Source organism: Streptomyces uncialis (genome assembly GCF_001905345.1).
Classification (GTDB): Bacteria; Actinomycetota; Actinomycetes; order Streptomycetales; family Streptomycetaceae; genus Streptomyces; species Streptomyces uncialis.
Genome location: NZ_LFBV01000003.1, coordinates 716900 through 735821, shown reverse-complemented (window position 1 = coordinate 735821; position 18922 = coordinate 716900). Strand labels below are relative to the sequence as shown.

10 protein-coding genes are annotated in these 18922 nt (G+C 74.4%); 7 read left to right on the top strand and 3 right to left on the bottom strand.

Annotated features, from left to right (window positions below):
• Positions 1-147 precede the first annotated feature (147 nt).
• Positions 148-984 carry an alpha/beta hydrolase gene (locus AB852_RS38655; protein ID WP_073788981.1) on the bottom strand — a complete coding sequence of 279 codons (837 nt, stop codon included), beginning with the start codon at positions 982-984 and terminating at the stop codon, positions 148-150.
• Positions 985-1325: 341 nt separating this feature from the next.
• Here AB852_RS38655 and AB852_RS17010 point away from each other — a divergent pair, with 341 nt between their 5' ends.
• Genes AB852_RS17010 through AB852_RS17000 form a run of 3 tightly spaced genes read left to right on the top strand, consistent with a single transcriptional unit; the run spans position 1326 to position 5871 of the window.
• Complete coding sequence (locus tag AB852_RS17010; RefSeq protein ID WP_107499258.1) at positions 1326-2885, top strand: flavin monoamine oxidase family protein; 1560 nt, start codon at positions 1326-1328, stop codon at positions 2883-2885.
• 41 nt (positions 2886-2926) lie between these two features.
• The gene (locus tag AB852_RS17005; protein WP_073788979.1) at positions 2927-4612 is read left to right on the top strand and encodes an FAD-dependent monooxygenase; all 1686 of its coding nucleotides are present in this window, start codon (positions 2927-2929) and stop codon (positions 4610-4612) included.
• Positions 4609-5871: a cytochrome P450 gene (locus AB852_RS17000; protein WP_073788977.1), complete on the top strand. Its 1263-nt coding sequence runs from the start codon at positions 4609-4611 to the stop codon at positions 5869-5871. The genes AB852_RS17005 and AB852_RS17000 overlap by 4 nt, the downstream gene beginning before the upstream one ends.
• Here AB852_RS17000 and AB852_RS16995 read toward each other — a convergent pair.
• Positions 5852-7513 carry an FAD-dependent monooxygenase gene (locus AB852_RS16995; RefSeq protein WP_073788975.1) on the bottom strand — a complete coding sequence of 554 codons (1662 nt, stop codon included), beginning with the start codon at positions 7511-7513 and terminating at the stop codon, positions 5852-5854. The genes AB852_RS17000 and AB852_RS16995 overlap by 20 nt on opposite strands.
• Positions 7514-7822: 309 nt before the next feature.
• Between AB852_RS16995 and AB852_RS16990 the strand changes: the two genes are divergently transcribed.
• The 4 genes from AB852_RS16990 to AB852_RS16975 are packed head-to-tail and all read left to right on the top strand — an operon-like array spanning position 7823 to position 14119.
• On the top strand, positions 7823-8554 hold the full coding sequence (locus tag AB852_RS16990) for a class I SAM-dependent methyltransferase (protein ID WP_073788973.1): 732 nt from the start codon (positions 7823-7825) through the stop codon (positions 8552-8554).
• Complete coding sequence (locus AB852_RS16985) at positions 8551-11823, top strand: ferritin-like domain-containing protein (RefSeq protein ID WP_073788971.1); 3273 nt, start codon at positions 8551-8553, stop codon at positions 11821-11823. Before AB852_RS16990 ends, AB852_RS16985 begins: the two co-directional genes overlap by 4 nt.
• Entirely contained in the window at positions 11823-13088 is a 1266-nt protein-coding gene (locus AB852_RS16980; protein ID WP_073788969.1) for an FAD-dependent oxidoreductase, read from the top strand. The genes AB852_RS16985 and AB852_RS16980 overlap by 1 nt, the downstream gene beginning before the upstream one ends.
• Positions 13085-14119, top strand: coding sequence for a methyltransferase (locus tag AB852_RS16975; RefSeq protein ID WP_245876805.1), 1035 nt, complete (start codon positions 13085-13087; stop codon positions 14117-14119). Before AB852_RS16980 ends, AB852_RS16975 begins: the two co-directional genes overlap by 4 nt.
• Before the next feature lie 321 nt (positions 14120-14440).
• On the opposite strand, the gene AB852_RS16970 is transcribed toward AB852_RS16975, so the two are convergent.
• The gene (locus AB852_RS16970; protein WP_073788967.1) at positions 14441-17386 is read right to left on the bottom strand and encodes a helix-turn-helix transcriptional regulator; all 2946 of its coding nucleotides are present in this window, start codon (positions 17384-17386) and stop codon (positions 14441-14443) included.
• Between the last annotated feature and the right edge of the window lie 1536 nt (positions 17387-18922).

Here is an 18922-nt window from a genome sequence, read left to right as displayed (position 1 = left end):
CGGCCTCTTGGACGACCTGACGGCGGCCCGCCGGCACAGCTCGGCATGCCTCCGCACGCCTCGACGGCTCCGCACGGCTAGGGCACGGCTCCACGCGTACGCCCGACTCGGGCACGGCGTCCACCGACGGAAGGTCGCCCAGGAACGTCACCCAGGGGCGTCGTCGCCCGCGTCGGTGGCCGCGGGCAGCAGCCAGGCGAGGGCCGCCGACACCGCCCCCGCGAGCGCGTCCCCGCCGGGCGGGAGCTCCACGAGACGGTGCTCGGCGGTGAGCGCCCCGGCCGCCGACCGTGACGACGCCACGGGGACCCGTGCCGCGCCCGTACCGTGCACGATCAGGGTGGGCGCGGTCACCGCGCCGAGCACCCCGCGCGGCTGGAGCCAGAAGACCTCGTTGAGCATCGCCCGGCCCGCCGCCAGTCCGCAGGCAGACGCGAGCGCGCCGTCTGCCAGCAGCGTCCGGCCCGCGGGCTCGGTCAGCCGGCCGCCGCGCCACCGCGGCGAATCCGCCGTGAAGTGCTCCTGGTAGTCGATCAGCGGATCGAACAGCACCAGCCGGCCGATCTCGTCGCCGCGCCGCGCCGCGTACCCCGCGGCCACCCCGCCCGTGAGTCCCGCCGCCAGTACGGCGATCCGGGCGGCACCGGTCCGCTCCCGCAGCTCCCGCAGCCCGGAGCCGATCAGATTGAGCAGCCCGGACAGGCTCAGCTCCGCCTGCCGCCCCTCGCTGTGCCCATGGCCCGGCAGATCGAAGCGGAGTGTGGCCACCCCGCCGTCCGCCAGACCCCGGGCGACCCGGGTGAAAAGCCCGCCCTGCTCCCGGTCGGCACCCGACCCGTGCAGGAACAGCGCCGCGTCCCGGGAGCCGTCGTGATGCCCCGGCGGTACCAGGAGCGTGCCCGCGAGCCGCAGTCCGTCATGGGTGCGGACGAGGACCTCCGCGCCGGTGTCCGGCGGGTTCGCCGGCAGGGTCGCATCGGACATCACAACACTCCGTTCGGGCGGGGGCCGGAGCGCCAGCGTGCCCCCGCCCGGCGCCCGTGGGTGGTCCGGCCCCCGGATTCCCCCGGCTCGCACGGTGTGGACGACCGCCCCGCACGCGACCGGCCCCGCAGGGCCACCGCAAACCGTCAAAGGCCCCCGGTGAGTGGGGATGTGGGCGCGGTCGCCGGTCCACAAGATTAGGGGCCGGGGGTTCCACCGCCCTGACGGTCGGTGCTCCGGACGAAGTCCCGTCGCGGATGGCGGAGGCCGTCACCTCGGCCCCGGCACCCGGGACGGCCCATCGCCCTCCCCGGTCCCGTCCCCTCTGCCGAAGGAGTCCGGTGCGCAGGAACGGCTCGGCGGCCACGGGCGTCACCCGCCCGTACCCGCCCCTCTCGACCATCCCCCGCCCGCCCGCGTCCGCCGGGCATCCGCCACCGGGGCCCAAACGGATCACCGTCGTCGGCGCCGGTATCGCCGGGCTGATAGCCGCCCATGAACTGGAACGCCTGGGCCATCGCGTCCAGGTGCTGGAGGCGGGACTCGCCCCCGGCGGCCGGGTCCGCACCCACGGGTTCAGCGGACGCGCCCACGGACCGCTCGTGGAACTGGGCGCCATGCGCATCCCCGCCTCGCACCACCTCACCATGCAGTGGATCGACCGGCTGCGGCTGAGCGACCGCGTACGGCAGTTCCGCACCCTCTTCTCCGACGACGCCAGTTATCTGGCGACCCCGGCCGGACACGTCCGGGTCCGGGACGCCTCACCGGTCCTCGTCGAGGAGTTCCGCCGGAGCCTGCCGCCGGGCCCGGACCACCGGCCCGAGACCCTGCTGTGCGCGGCCTGGCTCGCGGCGAGCGTCCACGCGGTCGCCCCCGGCACCTTCGGACGCGGACTGCACACCGATCTGCCCGTCGAACTCCTCGGCCTGCTCGCCGGCATCGACGTCCGGCCCTACCTCGTCGGCGGCGCCGCGACCCGGATCGACCTCAACCGGTTCTTCGCCCACCACCAGGGGTTCGCCGCGCACGGCCGGTTCCGCTACTTCTTCGACGACGTCGTCACCGAGACGTCCTCGGCGCTGTTCCGGCTGGACGGCGGGATGGACCAGATACCCAGACGGCTCGTCGCCCAGCTGCGCGGACCCGTCCGCTGGGGCCGCCGGGTGGTCGGGCTGCACGCACGGCCCGACGGGGTCACGGTCGACACCCGGCACGGACTGTCCACGGAACGGTTCGACTGCCCGTACGTCCTGTGCACCCTGCCGTTCTCCGTACTGCGCCGGATGCCGCTGACCGGGGTCGGCGACGACAAGACCGCGGTGGTCAACGACATGCAGTACTGGCCCGCCACCAAGATCGCCCTGCACTGCCGGGAGGCGTTCTGGGAGAACGACGGGATCAGCGGCGGCGGCTCCTTCACCGGGGGACTCACCCGCCAGACCTACTACCCGCCGGTGGAGAGCGACCCCCGGCTGGGCGCCGCGCTGCTCGCCAGCTACACCATCGGCCCCGACGCGGAGGCGCTCAGCGAGGTGCCGAAGGACAAGCGCGTCGCCACCGTCCTCGGTGAACTCAAGCCGATGCACCCCGAACTGGCCTCCCCGGGCATGGTCCTCGACGCCCGGAGCCAGGTGTGGGGCGAGGACCCGCTGAGCATGGGCGCCGCCTCCGTGCGGTGGAGCAAGGACCCGGACACCGCCGAGGAGGAACGACGGCTCGCCGCCGCGCCGCAGGGCGCCCTGTTCTTCGCCGGCGAGCACTGCTCCTCGACCCCCGCGTGGATCGAGGGCGCGATCGAGTCGGGGCTGACCGCGGCCCGGGAGATCCACGGCCATGTCCCGCTGAACCGCGGGGTGACGGCGCCGGGACACCGGGTGGGCGCGGGCGGCGCGCGATGAGCCCGGCGGACGGCCGGGGCGGACCATCCCCAGGAGGATCGATGAACCCCTCGCACGACACCGGCGTACTGATCGTCGGCGGTGGCCCCACCGGTATGGCCACAGGTCTGGAACTGCGGTCCCGCGGCGTCGACTTCACCCTCGTCGAAGCGGGTGACGGCAGCGTCACCCACCCCAAGGTCAGCGCGATCGGTCCGCGTTCCATGGAGTTCTTCCGCCGCTGGGGCATGGCCGACCGGGTCCGCGGCGCGGGCTGGCCCGGGGACCACACCCTGGACTGCGTCTGGGTCACCCGGGTCGGCGGCCATGAGCTGTACCGGCTGCCGCGCCGCACCATGGACACCCGCGCCCCGTTCCGGCACACCCCCGAACCCGACGCCATCTGCCCCCAGCACTGGCTCGGCCCCCTGCTCCGCGAGGAACTGGGCGTGCACCCCGGCGGCCCGGTCCGGATGCGGACCCGGATGACGGGCTTCACCCAGGACGCGGACGGCGTCACCGCACGGCTCACCGACGAGGCCACGGGCCGGACCACCACCCTGCGGGCCCGCTATCTGATCGCCTGCGACGGCACCTCCTCGCAGGTCCGCAAGGACGCCGGTATCGAGGCCCCCGCCCGCCACCGCACCCGGGTCTGCCGCAACATCCTCTTCCGGGCGCCACGGCTGCGCGAGGAACTGGGCGAACGCAACGCCAACTTCTTCTATCTGCTGATGTCCTCCGCCCTGCGCTTCCCGCTGCGCGCCCTCGACGGCAAGGACCTGTACCGGCTCACCGTCGGCCTGCTGGGCCACCCGGACTCGCTGGTCGACGCGGAGACCCTGGTCCGCCGGGCCATCGCCCATGACACCCCCGTCGAGGTGCTGTCCGACAACCAGTGGCATCTGGTGCACCGGGTCGCGGAGAACTTCCGCGCGGACCGGGTGTTCCTCGTCGGGGACGCCGCCCACACCCTGTCGCCCTCCGGCGGCTTCGGGATGAACACCGGGATCTGCGGCGCCGCCGACCTGGGCTGGAAGCTCGCTGCCGCGTTCGACGGCTGGGCGGGCCCCGGACTCCTCGACAGCTACACCACCGAGCGGCGGCCCGTGGCGCTGGAAGGCTTGGAGGAGGCCAACCGGCATCTCGTCCGGGCCTGGGCGCGGGAGATCCCCGGGGAACTCAACGACGACACCCCCGAGGGCGAACGGCACCGCCGCTCCCTGGGCGCGGACCTCGCCGCCGGGCCGGTCGCCAAGGAGTTCGACGCCCCGGAGATCCATCTCGGCTTCAGCTACGCCGACTCCCCCCTGGTCGTCCCCGATCCGACCGTCCCCGCCGACGCGCACGACGACCGGCGGCCCAACTCCCGGCCCGGCTCCCGCGCCCCGCACGCCTGGGTGAAGCCCGGGACGTCGACCCTGGACCTGTTCGGCGACGGGTTCGTGCTGATGTCCAGCACCCGCTCGGCCCGCACCGACGGCTTCACCCGCGCCTTCGCCGACCGGCGCGTCCCGCTGACCGTCGTCCACTGCGAGGTCCCCGAGGTCGTCGAGAGCCTGGAGCGGCCCTTCGTCCTCGTCCGCCCCGACGGACATGTGGCGTGGCGCGGCCATGAACTGCCCGACGACCCCGCCGCCGTCGCCGCCCGGGTCACCGGCGCGGGTACGGGGACCGGTACGGGTACCCGCGCAGGTACCGGCACGGACTCCGGTACGGGCGCCAGCGGCACCGGGGGAGCGCCATGACCCCCGCCACGGCCCCCGCCGCCCTGCCCCCGTTCGGCCTCACCGGCTGGCCCGCCGAACGCCTCGCCGACCCCTACCCGGTCTACCGCCGCTACCGCGCCGCCGCCCGCGTCCACCGGGCCGAACCGGACGGTACGGCACCGACGTTCTACGTACTCGGCCACGACGAGGTCGCCAAGGTCCTCAGCGCCCCCGTCTACGGCCGCAGCCCCCGCCGCGCCACCGGCGGCGCCCCACCCGCGACGGTCCCGAACGGCCACTCCGCGCTGCGGAGCATGGTCGAGAACTGGCTGGTCTTCCTCGACCCGCCCCGCCACACCGAACTGCGGTCCCTGCTGAACCGGGAGTTCACCCCCGGTGTCGTCACCGATCTGCGCGGCCGGATCCAGGACATCGCCGTCGGCCTCCTCGCCGAACTCACCGCCGAGGCCGCCCGCACCGGGACCGTGGACCTCGTCGAACGGTTCAGCGCGCCCTTCCCGATCCTGGTGATCTCCGAACTGCTCGGGGTGGACCGGACCGACTGGGCCTGGCTGCGCGAACAAGCCGTCGGGGTGCAGCAGGCGAGCAGCAGCCGCGCCGCGCTGCGCCCCGACGCGCACCACGTCGCCGAGACCGCCGCCCGCGAACTCACCTCTTACTTCCTGGAACTGGCCGCCCGGCGCCGCGCCGAACCCGCCGCCGACCTGGTGTCGCTGCTCGTGTCGGCGCAGACCCGGGGCGAACCGCTGACCGACGCGGAGATCGTCGCGACCTGCGTGCATCTGATGACGGCGGGCCACGAGACCACCACCAACGTCCTCAGCAAGTCCGTCCTCACCCTCACCGCGCGGCCCGCGCAGCTCGCCCGGCTGCGGGCGGCGCCGCTCGTCCCGGCGCCCGCGGTGGAGGAACTCGTCCGCTTCGACCCGCCGGTGCAGGCCGTGACCCGCTGGGCCTACCGCGATGTGGTGCTCGGCGGGCACCACGTACCCCGCGGCAGCAAGCTCTTCGCCGTGCTCGGGGCCGCCAACCGCGACCCGGCGCGCTTCCCCGACCCGGACACCCTCGACCTGGACCGCGGCGGACGCAACCTCGCCTTCGGGCTCGGCGTCCACTACTGCCTCGGCGCCGGCCTCGCCCGCACCGAGATCGAGATCGGACTGGGACTGCTGCTGCGCGCCCTGGCCGCCCTCGGCGACAGTGAGGTCGACGAGGTCCACTACCCGTACGACCTCGTGTTCCACGGGCCCGAGCGGCTCACCCTGCGGCTGCGCTGACCTCCGGCGAGGTCGCCCGCAGCAGCACCCGGTCGAGGAAGGCGACCAGCGCGCCGACGGCGTCCGGGGCCGGGAGGTCCACCACGGCCCCGAGATGCCCGTCCGGCCGGACCACCACCAGCCGCGCCCCCTTCACCTGGTACGCGCGGTACGCCGCCGTCTCCTGCGGCGGCACCGCGTGGACCGTCACCATCCCCGGGTAGCGGTCGTCCAGCAGCTCCGCGAGCTCCTGGACGTCCAGCCCCGCCGCGCCGGGGTCCGCCGCGAACCCCAGGACGTGATAGCCGCTGCCATGGGTCAGGTCCAGCACACTGCCCGTCCCGTCACCGGCCCGCGCCAGCAGCGCGTACGGGGCCCGGTCGCCGGGCCGCAGCCCGCCCGTCACCGGCCGGGCGGCGGCGACCGCGCGTGAACCCCGGTAGCCGATCCACAGCTGCGAGAACATATGGAAGAACATCCGCCGCACCGGCGCGAGACGGCTGACCACGCCGACCACCCGGGCCGCCACCTGGGTCCGCATCCACACCGCGACCGCCCCGTCGCCGGTCTCCGCGCGGAACCCCAGATCGGTGCGCTTGAGGACGGTCCGCGCGATGGGCCGCCGCTCCGACTCGTAGGTGTCCAGCAACCACGGCGGCGCCTGGCCGTGCACCACCTGCGCCAGCTTCCACGCCAGATTGACCGCGTCGCCCACCCCCAGGTTCAGCCCCTGCCCGCCCGCCGGGTTGTGGATATGGGCGGCGTCCCCGATCAGGAAGCAGGAGCCCACCCGGAACCGCGGCGCGATCCGGCTGTGGAAACGGAACATCGACGCCCACACGATCTCCTGGAGCCGCGCGTCCACCCGGAAGTAGTCGGCGAACCAGCGGTGCAGCACCTCCGGTTCCAGCGCCGCGTACGCCTCGTGGGAGGTCTCGACGGGCTCCTGGGCCTTGTGCACCGACGGCGGCACCACCCCGAACAGCCGGCAACGCCCGCTCGCCAGCGGCAGGATGCCGACGAAACCGCCCCGGGTCAGGTTCAGCCGCATCCCCCGCACCCCGAGATCGGCGTCCAGCACGACATCCGCGAGCATCCCGCTCTGCGGATACGTCCGCCCCCCGAACTCCAGCCCCAGCGACTGCCGGACGGTGCTGCTCGCGCCGTCCGCGCCGATCAGCCAGCGCGCCGTCACCGTCTCCTCGCCGTCCGTGCGCCGCACCGTGACACGTACCCCCTCACCGGTGTCGGCCAGCGAGTCGAGCGCGCTGTCCCACTCGACGTCCACCGCGTGCTCGGCCAGCGCCTCCACCAGCAACCGCTGGGTCTCGAACTGCTCCAGCGCCAGCGCGTACGGGAACCGGGTCCAGGCCGCGGTGCCCGCGCCCGCGAGCGGCATCCGCCCCGCGTGCCGGCCCCGCTCATGGATGGCCACCTGGGTGATCGGCAGCCCCCGCGCCACCGCCTGCGCCGCGACCCCGAGCCGGTCCAGCAGCTCCAGCGTGCGGGCGTGCACGATCGCCGCCCGCGCCTCCTCCACGGGCCCCGCGGCGCGGTCCACGACCCTGACCCGGACCCCTTGCTGCGCCAGCGCCAGCGCGGCGGTCAGTCCGCTCGGACCCGCCCCGACGACGAGGACGTCACAATCGTGTGCGTCACGCATAGGACCTCACAGCGTGGAAGTCGGTCCCGGAGCCGGTCCCGGGACCCCCGGCCCCGAGTGTCCCCGGCGCGCGCGGCCGTCCGCATCGCGCGTCGCACGACCCGGCGGACGGTTCTCGGCGGACGGCGGCCCCGCCCGCCGCCCGCCGGAGGTGACCCCGGGCCCCCGCGCGGCCCGGCACCCTACGCGAGTGCGCGGTATCCGGCGCACCGCCGCCGCCACCGCTTCCGGCCGCCGGGACCGGACTATAGGTTCTGGCCTGCCCGTGGCGGGCGCCGAGGCCCGCCCCGACCCGCCGAGGACGTGCAGATGACCGACCAGGCCCCCGTCCCGCCCCCACCACAGCCGTACTTCGACGACCTCGCGGACCTGTACGAGCGGTTCACCAGCATCCGGGACGGCGCCACCAGCCCGGTCCGCTCCTGGCTCGTCGGCCAGCTGCCCAAGGGGCAACGGGCCCTCGACATAGGCTGCGGCGGCGGCAACAACTGCGTGATGCTCGCGGAACGCTACGACGAGGTGGTCGGCGTCGACATCTCCCGCCGGATGCTCGACATCGCCGCCGCCAAACCGGCCCGGGTCCCGGTGCGTTACCAGCACCGCAGCGCGCTGGACCTCACCCCCGCCGCCGACGGCACCTTCGACCTGGTGATGTCCGTCAACGCCGTCTTCCATCTGGGCCCCGCCCCCCGGGTGCTGCCCCGGCTGCGCGACCTCGTCGCCCCGGGCGGCCGGCTCGTCGTCATCGACGTCACCCGGCCCGACGCGACCGGCACGGACACCGACGCCGCGCCGCCCGCCGAACGCGACACGTACGCCTTCGACACCGCGCGCACCATCTACGAGGTCTCCGGCGACGCGGACGCCGCCGCCGACTCGCTGCGGATGATGCTCCACCCGCGCTGGCTGGAGATGAGCGCCGCCCATATGCCGCTCACCTACGGCGAGTTCGTCCGCGCCTACCGCGAACAGCTGCCCGGAGTGCGAATCACCCGCGACCTCATCCCCACCATGAGCGCCGCCGTCTGGGACGCCCCGTGAGCGTGCTCGACGTGCCCCGGGTGCACTTCGCCGGGGCCGCCGTCACCCGGCTGCCCACCGGCCCCCGCTCCGGACTGTACGACCTCGCCACCGGGCGGGCCCTCACCGACGACGGCCCTTTCCCGCTGGAACGCCCCGCCCGCGAGTACCACGACCTGCTGCGCGCCCGCGGCGAGCGCTACGAACCCGACGGCACCCTCACCCCCGACGGCCGCTTCTCCACCACCACCGGCTGGAACTTCGGCGGCAACGGCCACTTCTGGATCGACGCCCGGGTCACCGGCTGCGAACACACCCCCGGCCGCGCCGCGACCGACGACCCGCTGGTGGGCCGCGCCGTCGACCTGTGGGGCCACTTCTGCGACTACACCGCGGGCACCGTCAACCGCTGCCGTGTCCTCGATGTCGACCCCGCGTCCCCGTGGACCACCACCGTCATGATCGGCCAGCTCGCCCTCGGCCGCCTCGGCCGCTCCCACGACGTGGGCTATCTGCTCACCGGCGACGTCACCGGTATGAGCCCGCCGCGCTGGCCCAACGCCCGCTACATCGACGACGTCGGCCCGCACCCCCTCGCCGACCGGTTCCGCCGCTCCGTCGTCCACCAGTTCGCCGTCGAACGCGGCACCGGACTGCACTGGCTGGACGGCTCCGCCGACTCACCGGCCCTCACCGCGCTGCGGGACCTCCTGGACTCCGGCGCCGCCGACGGACTCGTCGTCCAGCTCGCCCTGTCCAACATGTCCACCCCCACCGACAACGACCAGCCCGACTTCTGGGACCTGCGCGGTGTCCTCGCCCCCTGGCACGCCCACGAACTGCGCACCTACCCCGCCGGACGGCTCCTCACCGGCCGCCGCGTACGGGCCGCCGGTCACCACGCACCCCTGCACAACCTCACCGTCCGCGTGGACGACGAGCACGTCACCGCGAACCTCGTCACCGCGCTGCCCGTCACCGGCCGCGCCCCGCTGCGCGGCCCCGGCCCCACCCACCGCACCGGACCCCTCGCCGACCTCGGCGACCTCCAGCTGCGCGCCGCCGACGGCACCCTCGTCGCCGTCGTCCGCGGCGCCGACTACCTCGGCGCCGGCTACCGGCGCACCGGCGGACTGCTCACCCTCGACCGGATCGACGGCCGCACCGGCGAACCCGCCGGCCCGCTGCGGATCACCTCGCCGGACGGCACCGTACTGGCCGACGAGGAGGAGACCGTCGTCCAGTCCGACGAGGCGGCGCTGTTCCTCGAACACCCCAACCCCCGCACCGGCGAAGACTTCGCGGTCCAGGTGCCCGTCCGCTCCTACGTCCGGGGCCGCCCCGCACGGGCCACGGGCATCCGGGTCCAGCAGTACCCCAACCCCCGCGCGCTGCCCCTCGACCCGGCCGCGCAGTCGCCCGACGCCCGCCCCGCGGACATCCCCGTCACCGCGTTCCTGGCCCCCGGCCGCGCCGACTACACCGCCGACAGCCTGCTGTCCACCGACGAACACGGCCACGGCACCCTCACCCTGCGGGGCGCCGCGGCGGGCGCCGCCCTGGTCCTGCTGCTCCCCGCCGGTGAACAGCCCCCCGCCGACCCCGCCGAGCCGGGCTCAGCCGCCCGCGGCTACGACCACGACGACGACCTCGGCTACTGGCCCGCCGCCGGCAGCATCGCCGTCCGGGTGCTGCCCGACCACTGGCACCTCGACGACCTGCCCGACAGCGCCATCACCTTCCCGCTGGTCTACCGCCAGGCCCTCGCCCCCTACGAACTCCTCTACTCCTTCATGAGCGACGAGGTGCTCAGCCTCGCCGACGAGTTCAAGGTCGAGACATACGCCCGGCTGATCTGGCACGTCAGCGCCCCCGAACACCGGGACCGGACGTTCTACATGCCCTCCACCCGCGATCTGAGCGCCCCTCAGATCCGGCTGCTGCTGCGGTACATGCTCGCCGACGAGGCGAAACGGCAGACCCCGCCCGTCCTCGTCCCCCCGCACCGGACCCCCGGCACGATCACCACCCGCGACGCCCTGCTGCGGGCCCTGCGCCAGGCCGCGGCCATCGAACTCGCCACCATGATCCAGTACCTGTACGCGGCGTACTCGGTCCCCACCCACGGCGCCGCCCGCCACTACGTCGAGCGCGGCGAATGGACCCCCGCCCAGCTTCTCCTCGCCTGCGGCGAAGGCCCGCAGACCCTCAGCAACGGCATCCGCGGCAGCCTCACCAACGTCGCCCGCGAGGAGATGATGCACTTCCTCGCCATCAACAACATCCTCATGGCCATGGGCGCCCCCTTCCAGGTGCCCGACATCGACTTCGGGACGTTCAACCACCGCATCGACGTCCCCCTGGAGTTCTCCCTCGAACCCCTCGGCCTCGGCAGCGTCCAGCGGTTCATCGCCCTCGAACAGCCCCACACCCTCACCCAGGAGATCGCGGGCAACGACTCCACGGCCGACGGCGGGACCGCCTACCGCTACGGATCGCTCAGCGAGCTGTACGCCGCGATCCGCGACGGCATCCAGCGCGTCCCCGGCGCGTTCCTCGTCCGCAAGGGCCGCGGCGGCGGGGAACACCATCTGTTCATGCGGGAGTCCGTCAACGCCGTGCACCCCGACTACCAGCTCGAAGTGGACGACGTCACCAGCGCCGTCTTCGCCATCGACTTCGTCACCGAACACGGCGAAGGCGGCTCCATCCCCTCCGTCCTGCCCGACGAGGACTCCCACTTCGACACCTTCCTGCGGATCTCCGACGCCCTCGTCCACGAACGCGCGCAGGGACCGAACGGCCGCGCCGTGCCCTGGAACCCCGCCTACCCCGTGCTCCGCAACCCCACCCTGGACCTGCGGAGCACCGCCAAGGACCCCGTCACCCACGAACCCGCGCGCCGCGCCATGACCGTCTTCAACCGCTCCTACGCCCTGGCCATGCACCTGATGGTCCAGCACTTCGGCCACAGCCCCGACAAGAGCCTGCGCCGCTCCCGGCTCATGAACTGGGCACTGGACATCATGACCGGCGTACTGCGCCCGGTCGCCGAACTCGTCGTCACCCTGCCCTCCGGACGCCCCGGCCGCACCGCCGGACCCTCCTTCGAACTCGGCACCGTCCCCCAGTACATCGCCCGGCCCGATGTGGCCGCCGCCTGGCTGGCCCGCGAGTTCGACGAGACCGCCTCCCTCGCCCGGGGCTGCCCCGCACTCACCCCCGCCGTGGCCGACCTCCTCGCCTTCATCGGCGACCGGCTGCGCACCATGGACCCCCGGGAGATGTGATGAGCGGCCCGGCTCCCACCCGCACCACCGTCTGCGTGGTCGGCGGCGGCCCCGCGGGCGCGATGCTCGGCCTGCTGCTGGCCCGCTCCGGCGTGGACGTCGTCGTCCTGGAGAAGCACCACGACTTCCACCGCGACTTCCGCGGCGACACCGTCCACCCCGCCACCCTGCGCGTTCTCGACCAGCTCGGCCTCATCGACCGCTTCCACGCGCTCCCGCACCAGAAGGTCACCACCATCGGGGTGATCCAGGACGGCCACCGCATCGACATCGCGGACTTCAGCCGGCTACGGGTCCCCTACCCCTACATGGCCTTCGTCCCCCAATGGGACTTCCTCGACCTGATCACCGCCGAGAGCGCCCGCCACCCCGCGTACCGGCTGCTGATGGGCACCGCGGCCACCGGGGTGCTGCGCGACACCGACGGCCGCGTCAGCGGCGTACGGACCCGGGGCCCCGACGGCGCCGCCGACCTCCGCTGCGCCCTGGTGGTCGCCGCCGACGGCCGCCACTCGGCGCTGCGGGCCGCGGTGGGCGCCCGGCCGAAACTCATCGGCTCCTCCCTCGACGTGGGCTTCTTCCGGATCTCCCGCCGGCCGACCGACCCCGACGAGGGCATCTGCGTCCGGGTCGGCAACGGCAAGATCTTCGGCGCGACCGACCGCGGCACCTACTGGCAGATGTCCTACGAGACCACCCGCGGCGGCTTCGACCGGGTCAGGCACGCGGGACTCGACGCGTTCCGCGCCGACCTCGCCGCACTGGTGCCCTTCCTCGCCGACCGGGTCCACGAACTGCGCTCCCTGGACGACATCAGCCTGCTGGAGGCCCGGATCGACCGGCTCGCCCGCTGGCACCGGCCCGGACTGCTGTTCATCGGGGACGCCGCACACGCCATGTCCCCCGTCGCCGGGTTCGGCGTCAACCTCGCCGTCCAGGACGCCGTCGCCACCGCCAACGCCCTCTGCGCGCCCCTGCTGCGCGCCCAGCGCACCGGCGCCGCCTTCGACGACAGCCTCCTCACCAAGGTCCGCCGGCGCAGACTGGTCGCCACCGCCCTCTCCCAGGGACTGCAACGCGCCACCCAGCGCTTCGGCATCGACACCACCCTCAACGGCTCAGGACAGCCGCCCGCGCCCCGGCTGTTCGAACGATTCCGGCCCGCACAGCTCCTGATGAGCAGGGTCATCGGGGTCGGCTTCCGCCCCGAACACATCCGCACACCCCCGGCCCGCCCCGCCGACCACGAGAAGGACCCGACATGAGCGCAGCCGACCCCGGGGGGACCGGGCCCGCCCCGGCCGACCGGATGATGTCGATGATCACCGGCTACTGGGTGACCCAGATCGTCCGGACCGTCGCCGAGCTGTCGATCCCCGACCAGCTCGCCGAGGGCCCGCTGACGGCCGCCGAACTCGCCGCGCGGATCGACGCCGACCCCGACGCGGTCGCCCGGCTGCTGCGGGCGTGCGCGTCGCTGGGGCTCACCGAGGCGGACGACCGGCGCGCGTTCCACCGCACACCCCTGCTCGACACCCTGCGCGCCGGGACCCCGCACTCCCTGCGGACGATCGCGCTGGTCCACGGCTCACCCGGCCACTGGCTGCCCTGGGGCCTGCTCCCCGACGCCGTACGGTCGGGGACCCCGCAGACCGGGGCCGCCCTCGGCCGGGACATCTGGGCCCACTTCCTCGCCCACCCCGAGGAGGGCGAACGCTTCGCGACCTCCATGACCGAACTGACCGCCGGGCTCGCCGAGGAGGTCGCCGCCCTGATCGACACGGACGGCGTCGGGGTCGCCGTGGATGTGGGGGGCGCGAACGGCGCGCTGGTGCACGCGCTGCTGCGCGGCGACCCACGACCGCGCGGGGTGGTCGTGGACCTGCCCGCCGTCGAGGAATCCGCCCGCGCCGAAGCGCGCGAGGCGGGACTCGCCGACCGGGTCACCGTGGTCGGCGGTTCCTTCTTCGACCCGCTGCCCCGGGGCGACCTCTTCCTGCTCAAGGCGGTCCTGCACAACTGGGACGACGACGCCTGCACGGCCATCCTGCGCAACTGCCGCGCCGCGCTGAACCCGGGGGGCCGGGTGATCGTGGTGGAGATGCCCCTGGGCCCGCTCGGCGAGCCCGGCTTCGCCCCCCTCCTGGACCTCAACATGCTCGCGGTCCTCCCGGGCCGCGAACGCGACCTCCCGCACTACGACGCCCTCTTCGCGGCCGCCGGCCTGCGCCGCACGGGGATCACCCCCACCCGTTCCCCCCAGCGGCTCATCACCGCGGTAACGGCCGGGAGCTGACCCCCGGCCGCTACCGGACCGTGTCCCCTGGGAAGGCCAGGACCCCGCGCCCGGTGCGGGGGACCAGGACCGGACCGGGGCCGCCGGGAAGGCGAAGACGGCGCGCCCGGTGAAGACGGCCCGCACGGGAACGGGTCCGCGGGGGAGCCCAGGACCCCGCACCCGGTGCGGGCGACCCGCAACGGACCGGGTCCCCGGGGCGGCGACCACCCCGGGCCCGGTGCAGGCGACCCGCACGGGAACGCACGACGGCCCCCCCGAAGGCCCCGCCAGGGAACGCGGCTCGGCCCCTGGCGGGCTCCCGGGGCGCACGGCGGGGGCCTACTCGGCCCCGAACGGCGCCGGCGCCGTTCTCGCCCCCGGCGCACACACGATCCGGGTCAGATCCACCCGCGACTGGATCGCCAGCTTCCGGTAGATCTGCCGCAGATGGAAACTCACCGTGTGCGGCGAGATGAACAGCTCACCGGCCACCTGCCGGTTCGTCAGCCCCCGGGCGACGAGCTGCGCCACCTTCTCCTCCGCCCCGGTGAGACTGTCCCAGCCGGTCTGCGGCCGGGCGACCAGATTCCAGTGCCGCCGCCGCACCCCGAGCCGCCGCAGCCGCCGCCGCACCCGCGCCGAGTCGCGTTTGGCGCCCAGCCCGTCGTACCCGGCCATGGCCGCGTTGAACGCGCCGATCGCCCCCTCCCGGTCGCCCCCGCACAGCAGCACGCCCAGATCCTCGGTGGCCGAGGCGACGGCCCAGGGGTCCCCGTACCCGTCGACGGCCCTGGCCAGCAGGGTCACATCGCCGGTCAGCAGGGCCCGCCCATGCGCCGCCGCCGCACCCGTCGCGGGCCGCGTCCGGGCCAGCGCCGCCACCTCCCCGGCGCAGTCCGCGATCCGCGCCGCGAACTCCCGGTCCCCGGCGGCCAGCGCGGTACGGACGCACCACGCCGTCGCCGACGGGTCCTCCAGCACCAGCCGTCGCCGCAGCCCTTCGTCGTGACGGGCGTCCCGCAGTACCTCCAGCGCTTGTTCGGCCCCCCTCCGCGCGGCCGTCACCTGCGCTGTGATCAGGCACCGCATGGCCCACCACGGGCGCGACGGCCCGCCGGGCACGGTGGCGGACTCCCAGTGGCCCTGCCGTTCCAGGGCCTCGGCCAGATCACCCCGGCGCAGCGCCACGGCCACCAGCACGGCCCGCAGATGCGGTTCGCACAGCGGCATCCGGGCCGCGTCGGACGCGGTGATCCCGGCCCGCGCGAGCTGCTCGGCCTCGGCCAGGTCGCCCCGGGCGAAGCTCACCCAGGACCGCAACGCGAACTGCAACGGGTCCAGTACCCCGTTGGAGTCGGCGTCGATGGTGCGCCGGACCGCTTCGACCATGACCGCGGCCCCGTCGAGGTCGCGGAGCTTGATCAGGATCCACGCCGTGTTCCACAGGGAGTTGTTCTGCCAGATGCCGGTGCCGTCGTCACCGTGCGCGGGGGTGCGCTCCAGCAGGCCCAGCGACTCGTCGATCCGTCCGTCGCCCCACAGGGACATCGCCCGGATGTTGCGGGCCGCCGTACACACGTCGCGTTCGTGGGCGGACTCGTCCTTCAGTACCTCGTCGGCCGCCGCCAGCGCGGCCCGTTCGTCGGTGTGGGACAGCATGGTGAGCCGCAGCAGCAGCGGCGACGGGCTGCCCTGGCCGGGGCCCGCCCCGTCCGCGGCCGGGTCCGGGGGCCCGCCCGCCGCGGCGTCGCACAGGATCCCCGGTACGGAGGCGGCCTCCCCGCGCAGCAGCAGCGCGGTCGCGAGCCAGGCCCGCAGCGGCCAGGTCCGGGCGTCCTGGCGGGCGCCGTCGCCGGGCCGCGCCGGATGCGCGCGCCGGTGTCCGGCGACCACGCGTTCGGCGACGTCCACCGCCCGGTGCAGACTGCCCGAGCGGACGAGCGCGGCGGTCGCCGTGGTGGCCAGCGCGATGTGCTCGGGCTGGGTCGGCGTGGTGATCTCCAGACCGCGCAGCGCGAGCGCGGCGGCGGCCTGCGGGGACACCGGGAGCAGCCGGTCCGCCGCCTCCCGGATGGTGGTGATGGCCTGGTCGTCGTCGGACTGGGCGCAGTGCACCAGATGCACCGCCGCGGCGGTGCCGTCCCCCAGCTGACCGAGGATCATGTTCGCCGCCTGCCGGTGCAGCAGGGACCGCATCAGCGGTGGAACGGTGCCCAGCACCGCGTACCAGATCGGTTCGCGGTGGAAGGAGAACTCCTCGGTGCCGCTGGTGAGGAGTCCCGCTGCCAGTGACTCCTGGAGCGGGCCGAGGAGTTGCACGGGTCGCTCGTCGGCCATCTCCGCCAGGTCGCGCGGCATGAAGGACGGACCGAGGACGGCCGCGACCTGGAGGAGCCGCTGGGTGCCGGGCGCGAGCCGGTCGAGCCGGTCGTGCATCAGCCGCAGGAACGCGCGCGGCAGATGCGCCCCGGGGTCGGGGGCGACGGCGGAGGTGAAGCCGGAGGCGAGCGGTTCCGCGACGAGCGACACGGTGCCCCCGGTGATCCGCAGGCACTGCTCGTCCAGCAGACCGCGCACCAGCTCCACGATCGCCTGCGGGCTGCCGCCCAGGCTCTCGCCGAGGGCCCGTACGTCGTCGCTGGGACGGGCGCCCAGGAGGTCGCCCATCAGTTCGGTGACCGCCCGGTCGTCGAGCGCGTCGAGCTGCGGGAGCCATTCCGCCCGGTGGATGGTCAGGTTGCGCAGCAGGAGGCTGTTCGCGGACCGCGCGTCCTCCGTACGCATCGTGAGCAGCCACCGCACGGGAGCGGCCAGCAGTTTGAGCGCCAGTCCGCACAGGGTCCGCAGCTGCACCGGGTCGGCCCACTGCGCGTCGTCCACGAGCACGAGCACCGGGCCGCGCCGCAGCCCCGCGTCGATCTGGGCCTGGACCTGCACGGGGCCCGCCGGACGTACCGGGCGCGGCACCCGCGGGGCGACGGCCCGGCCCGCGCCGACGGCGGGCGAAGCCGCCTCCTCGCCGCGCCAGGCGCCCCCGGCGGAGCAGTCGATCACGGTGAAGCCGAGTCCCTCGGCGAGGGCGCCCGTCTCCTGGAGGAGCCGTGTCCTGCCGCTTCCCGCGGGGGATTCCAGGAGGGTGATGCCGCCTTGGCGGCTCTCGGCGGTCGCCCGCAACGAGGCGCGTATCTGCTCCAGATGGCCGTCGCGGCCACGGAGCGGACGGCCCACGGCCGGCGGGAACTGGGGGACTGGGTCGTCAGGCTTTTCCAGGGTCTTCCCGTTCATGATCTCTCCTGCACGTGGGGGTGAGGGTTGAGTGCGTCGGGTGTTCCGTCGCCACGGGGCTCCGTCGGACGCTCCCGCCCGGCCGCCGGTACCGCGCACCACGGTCCGGGTACGGTGCCGCGCTGGTCCCGCCGGACCGGCTGCCCGGGCCGCGTCCCGGGGAGGTCGAACGCTCTGGCCGACCGCCCTCGGTGTTCGGGTGCCACGGACATCGGGCACAGGGCGGTGGGCGCCGGGGGATTCGAATCCGGCGGCGCGTTCGTTGACACGTCATTGCGGCGGGTGCTGTCGACCATGTGCGCTGGTTCTCCGTGACGTCCGGTGCTGTTACCGACAGCCGTAGCCGTAACAAGTACCGGCTGCGTGAATGCTTCCCGTGGGATTCGGTCCGGTGAACAGGTGTGGGTAAGTCGGTGCGCATTCCTTGCCGGTCGGTGCAGCTTCCTCAGCATACGCACCGGTCAGCGACTCCGGGAAGGGTGCGTCCTGCGGGGCGGCTGTCGCACAAGGCATTACGGGCGCGATCTTCCGGACGGGGTCACGACATTCCGAGCTGGCGCATTTCATGTCGTCGGCGCGCCCCCTGGTTTGGAAGTCGGTATGCGGCGATCTGGCGCCAATGAACGGCTATGTGATGTGCCGTGGGCAAGGGGGCCCGAGGGGCTGCCGGGGTGCCTGGGGGCGCGGCGTCGGCTGGGGGACGACGGGAGGAGCCGGTCGTGGGCGGCGGGCGCGGACGGCCGCAGTGGTGACCCTGGTCCGCGCGGGGGCCGGTCCGGTCCTGCCCCGCGGGCGTGGACGGGAGCCCGTGCGGCGCCCTTCGGTCCGTGGCGGATTCCCCCGGGACGTACCGGGCCGCGGTCACGGGTTCCGGATGTCACCGGGGTGCGGAAGGGGCGTGGTCGGAGGGGGTGCGGAGTGGTACGGCAGGGGGTGGCGGGAAGGTATGGGCCGCGCGGCCCGTGGTGGGCGGGATGACAGCGGGAGGGCGTCCGCCGCCGCGCCGGGCCGTCCGCCCGAGCGGTCAGAGAGGGGACACGACCGGACAGGAACGGGCGAACAGCCACCCGTAGCGGGCTTCGTGGGCGACATGTCCCCCTGCCCGGGGCGGCGTACGCCGGAGCGGCCGAGCGGGACGGAGCACGTTCCGGAGCGCCCGGCGTCACCTTCCTCCCCTCCGGTGCCGCGCACGCCCCGCCGTGGCGGTCCGGAACTCCCCGGTCGGGGCGCGATTCGCGGTTTCCGGTGCCCCGTCGCCGTGTCGCCGGGAGGGGGTGATCCGTCGGGGCGCCCGGACGGTCACGGTGGTGTCGGCGTGCGGCTCCGTCGGTCCGGTGGGCGTACCCCCGCGCGCAAGCGCCGGTGATTCGCTCTCCCCGCACATCAACGCTCCCCCGCCGGACGCCACGCGCCCCCCGTGGTGCCCCTGGCCGTCACGGCCGCGGACGCGTCTGCCCGCTGCCGCAGCCGGGACTCCGGGGGCGCAAAGGGAATGCGTCTCCATGGGGTGATGGCCGGGAATCCGTTCGTTCCGGC

What these genes read in the sequence shown, in the direction of transcription:
- AB852_RS16975 (WP_245876805.1), top strand. Translation starts at nt 13,085, where the DNA reads ATGAGCGCAGCCGACCCCGGGGGGACCGGGCCCGCCCCGGCCGACCGG.
- AB852_RS16980 (WP_073788969.1), top strand. Translation starts at nt 11,823, where the DNA reads ATGAGCGGCCCGGCTCCCACCCGCACCACCGTCTGCGTGGTCGGCGGC.
- AB852_RS17000 (WP_073788977.1), top strand. Translation starts at nt 4,609, where the DNA reads ATGACCCCCGCCACGGCCCCCGCCGCCCTGCCCCCGTTCGGCCTCACC.
- AB852_RS16990 (WP_073788973.1), top strand. Translation starts at nt 7,823, where the DNA reads ATGACCGACCAGGCCCCCGTCCCGCCCCCACCACAGCCGTACTTCGAC.
- AB852_RS38655 (WP_073788981.1), bottom strand. Translation starts at nt 984, where the DNA reads ATGTCCGATGCGACCCTGCCGGCGAACCCGCCGGACACCGGCGCGGAG.
- AB852_RS17005 (WP_073788979.1), top strand. Translation starts at nt 2,927, where the DNA reads ATGAACCCCTCGCACGACACCGGCGTACTGATCGTCGGCGGTGGCCCC.
- AB852_RS16970 (WP_073788967.1), bottom strand. Translation starts at nt 17,386, where the DNA reads ATGAACGGGAAGACCCTGGAAAAGCCTGACGACCCAGTCCCCCAGTTC.
- AB852_RS16995 (WP_073788975.1), bottom strand. Translation starts at nt 7,513, where the DNA reads ATGCGTGACGCACACGATTGTGACGTCCTCGTCGTCGGGGCGGGTCCG.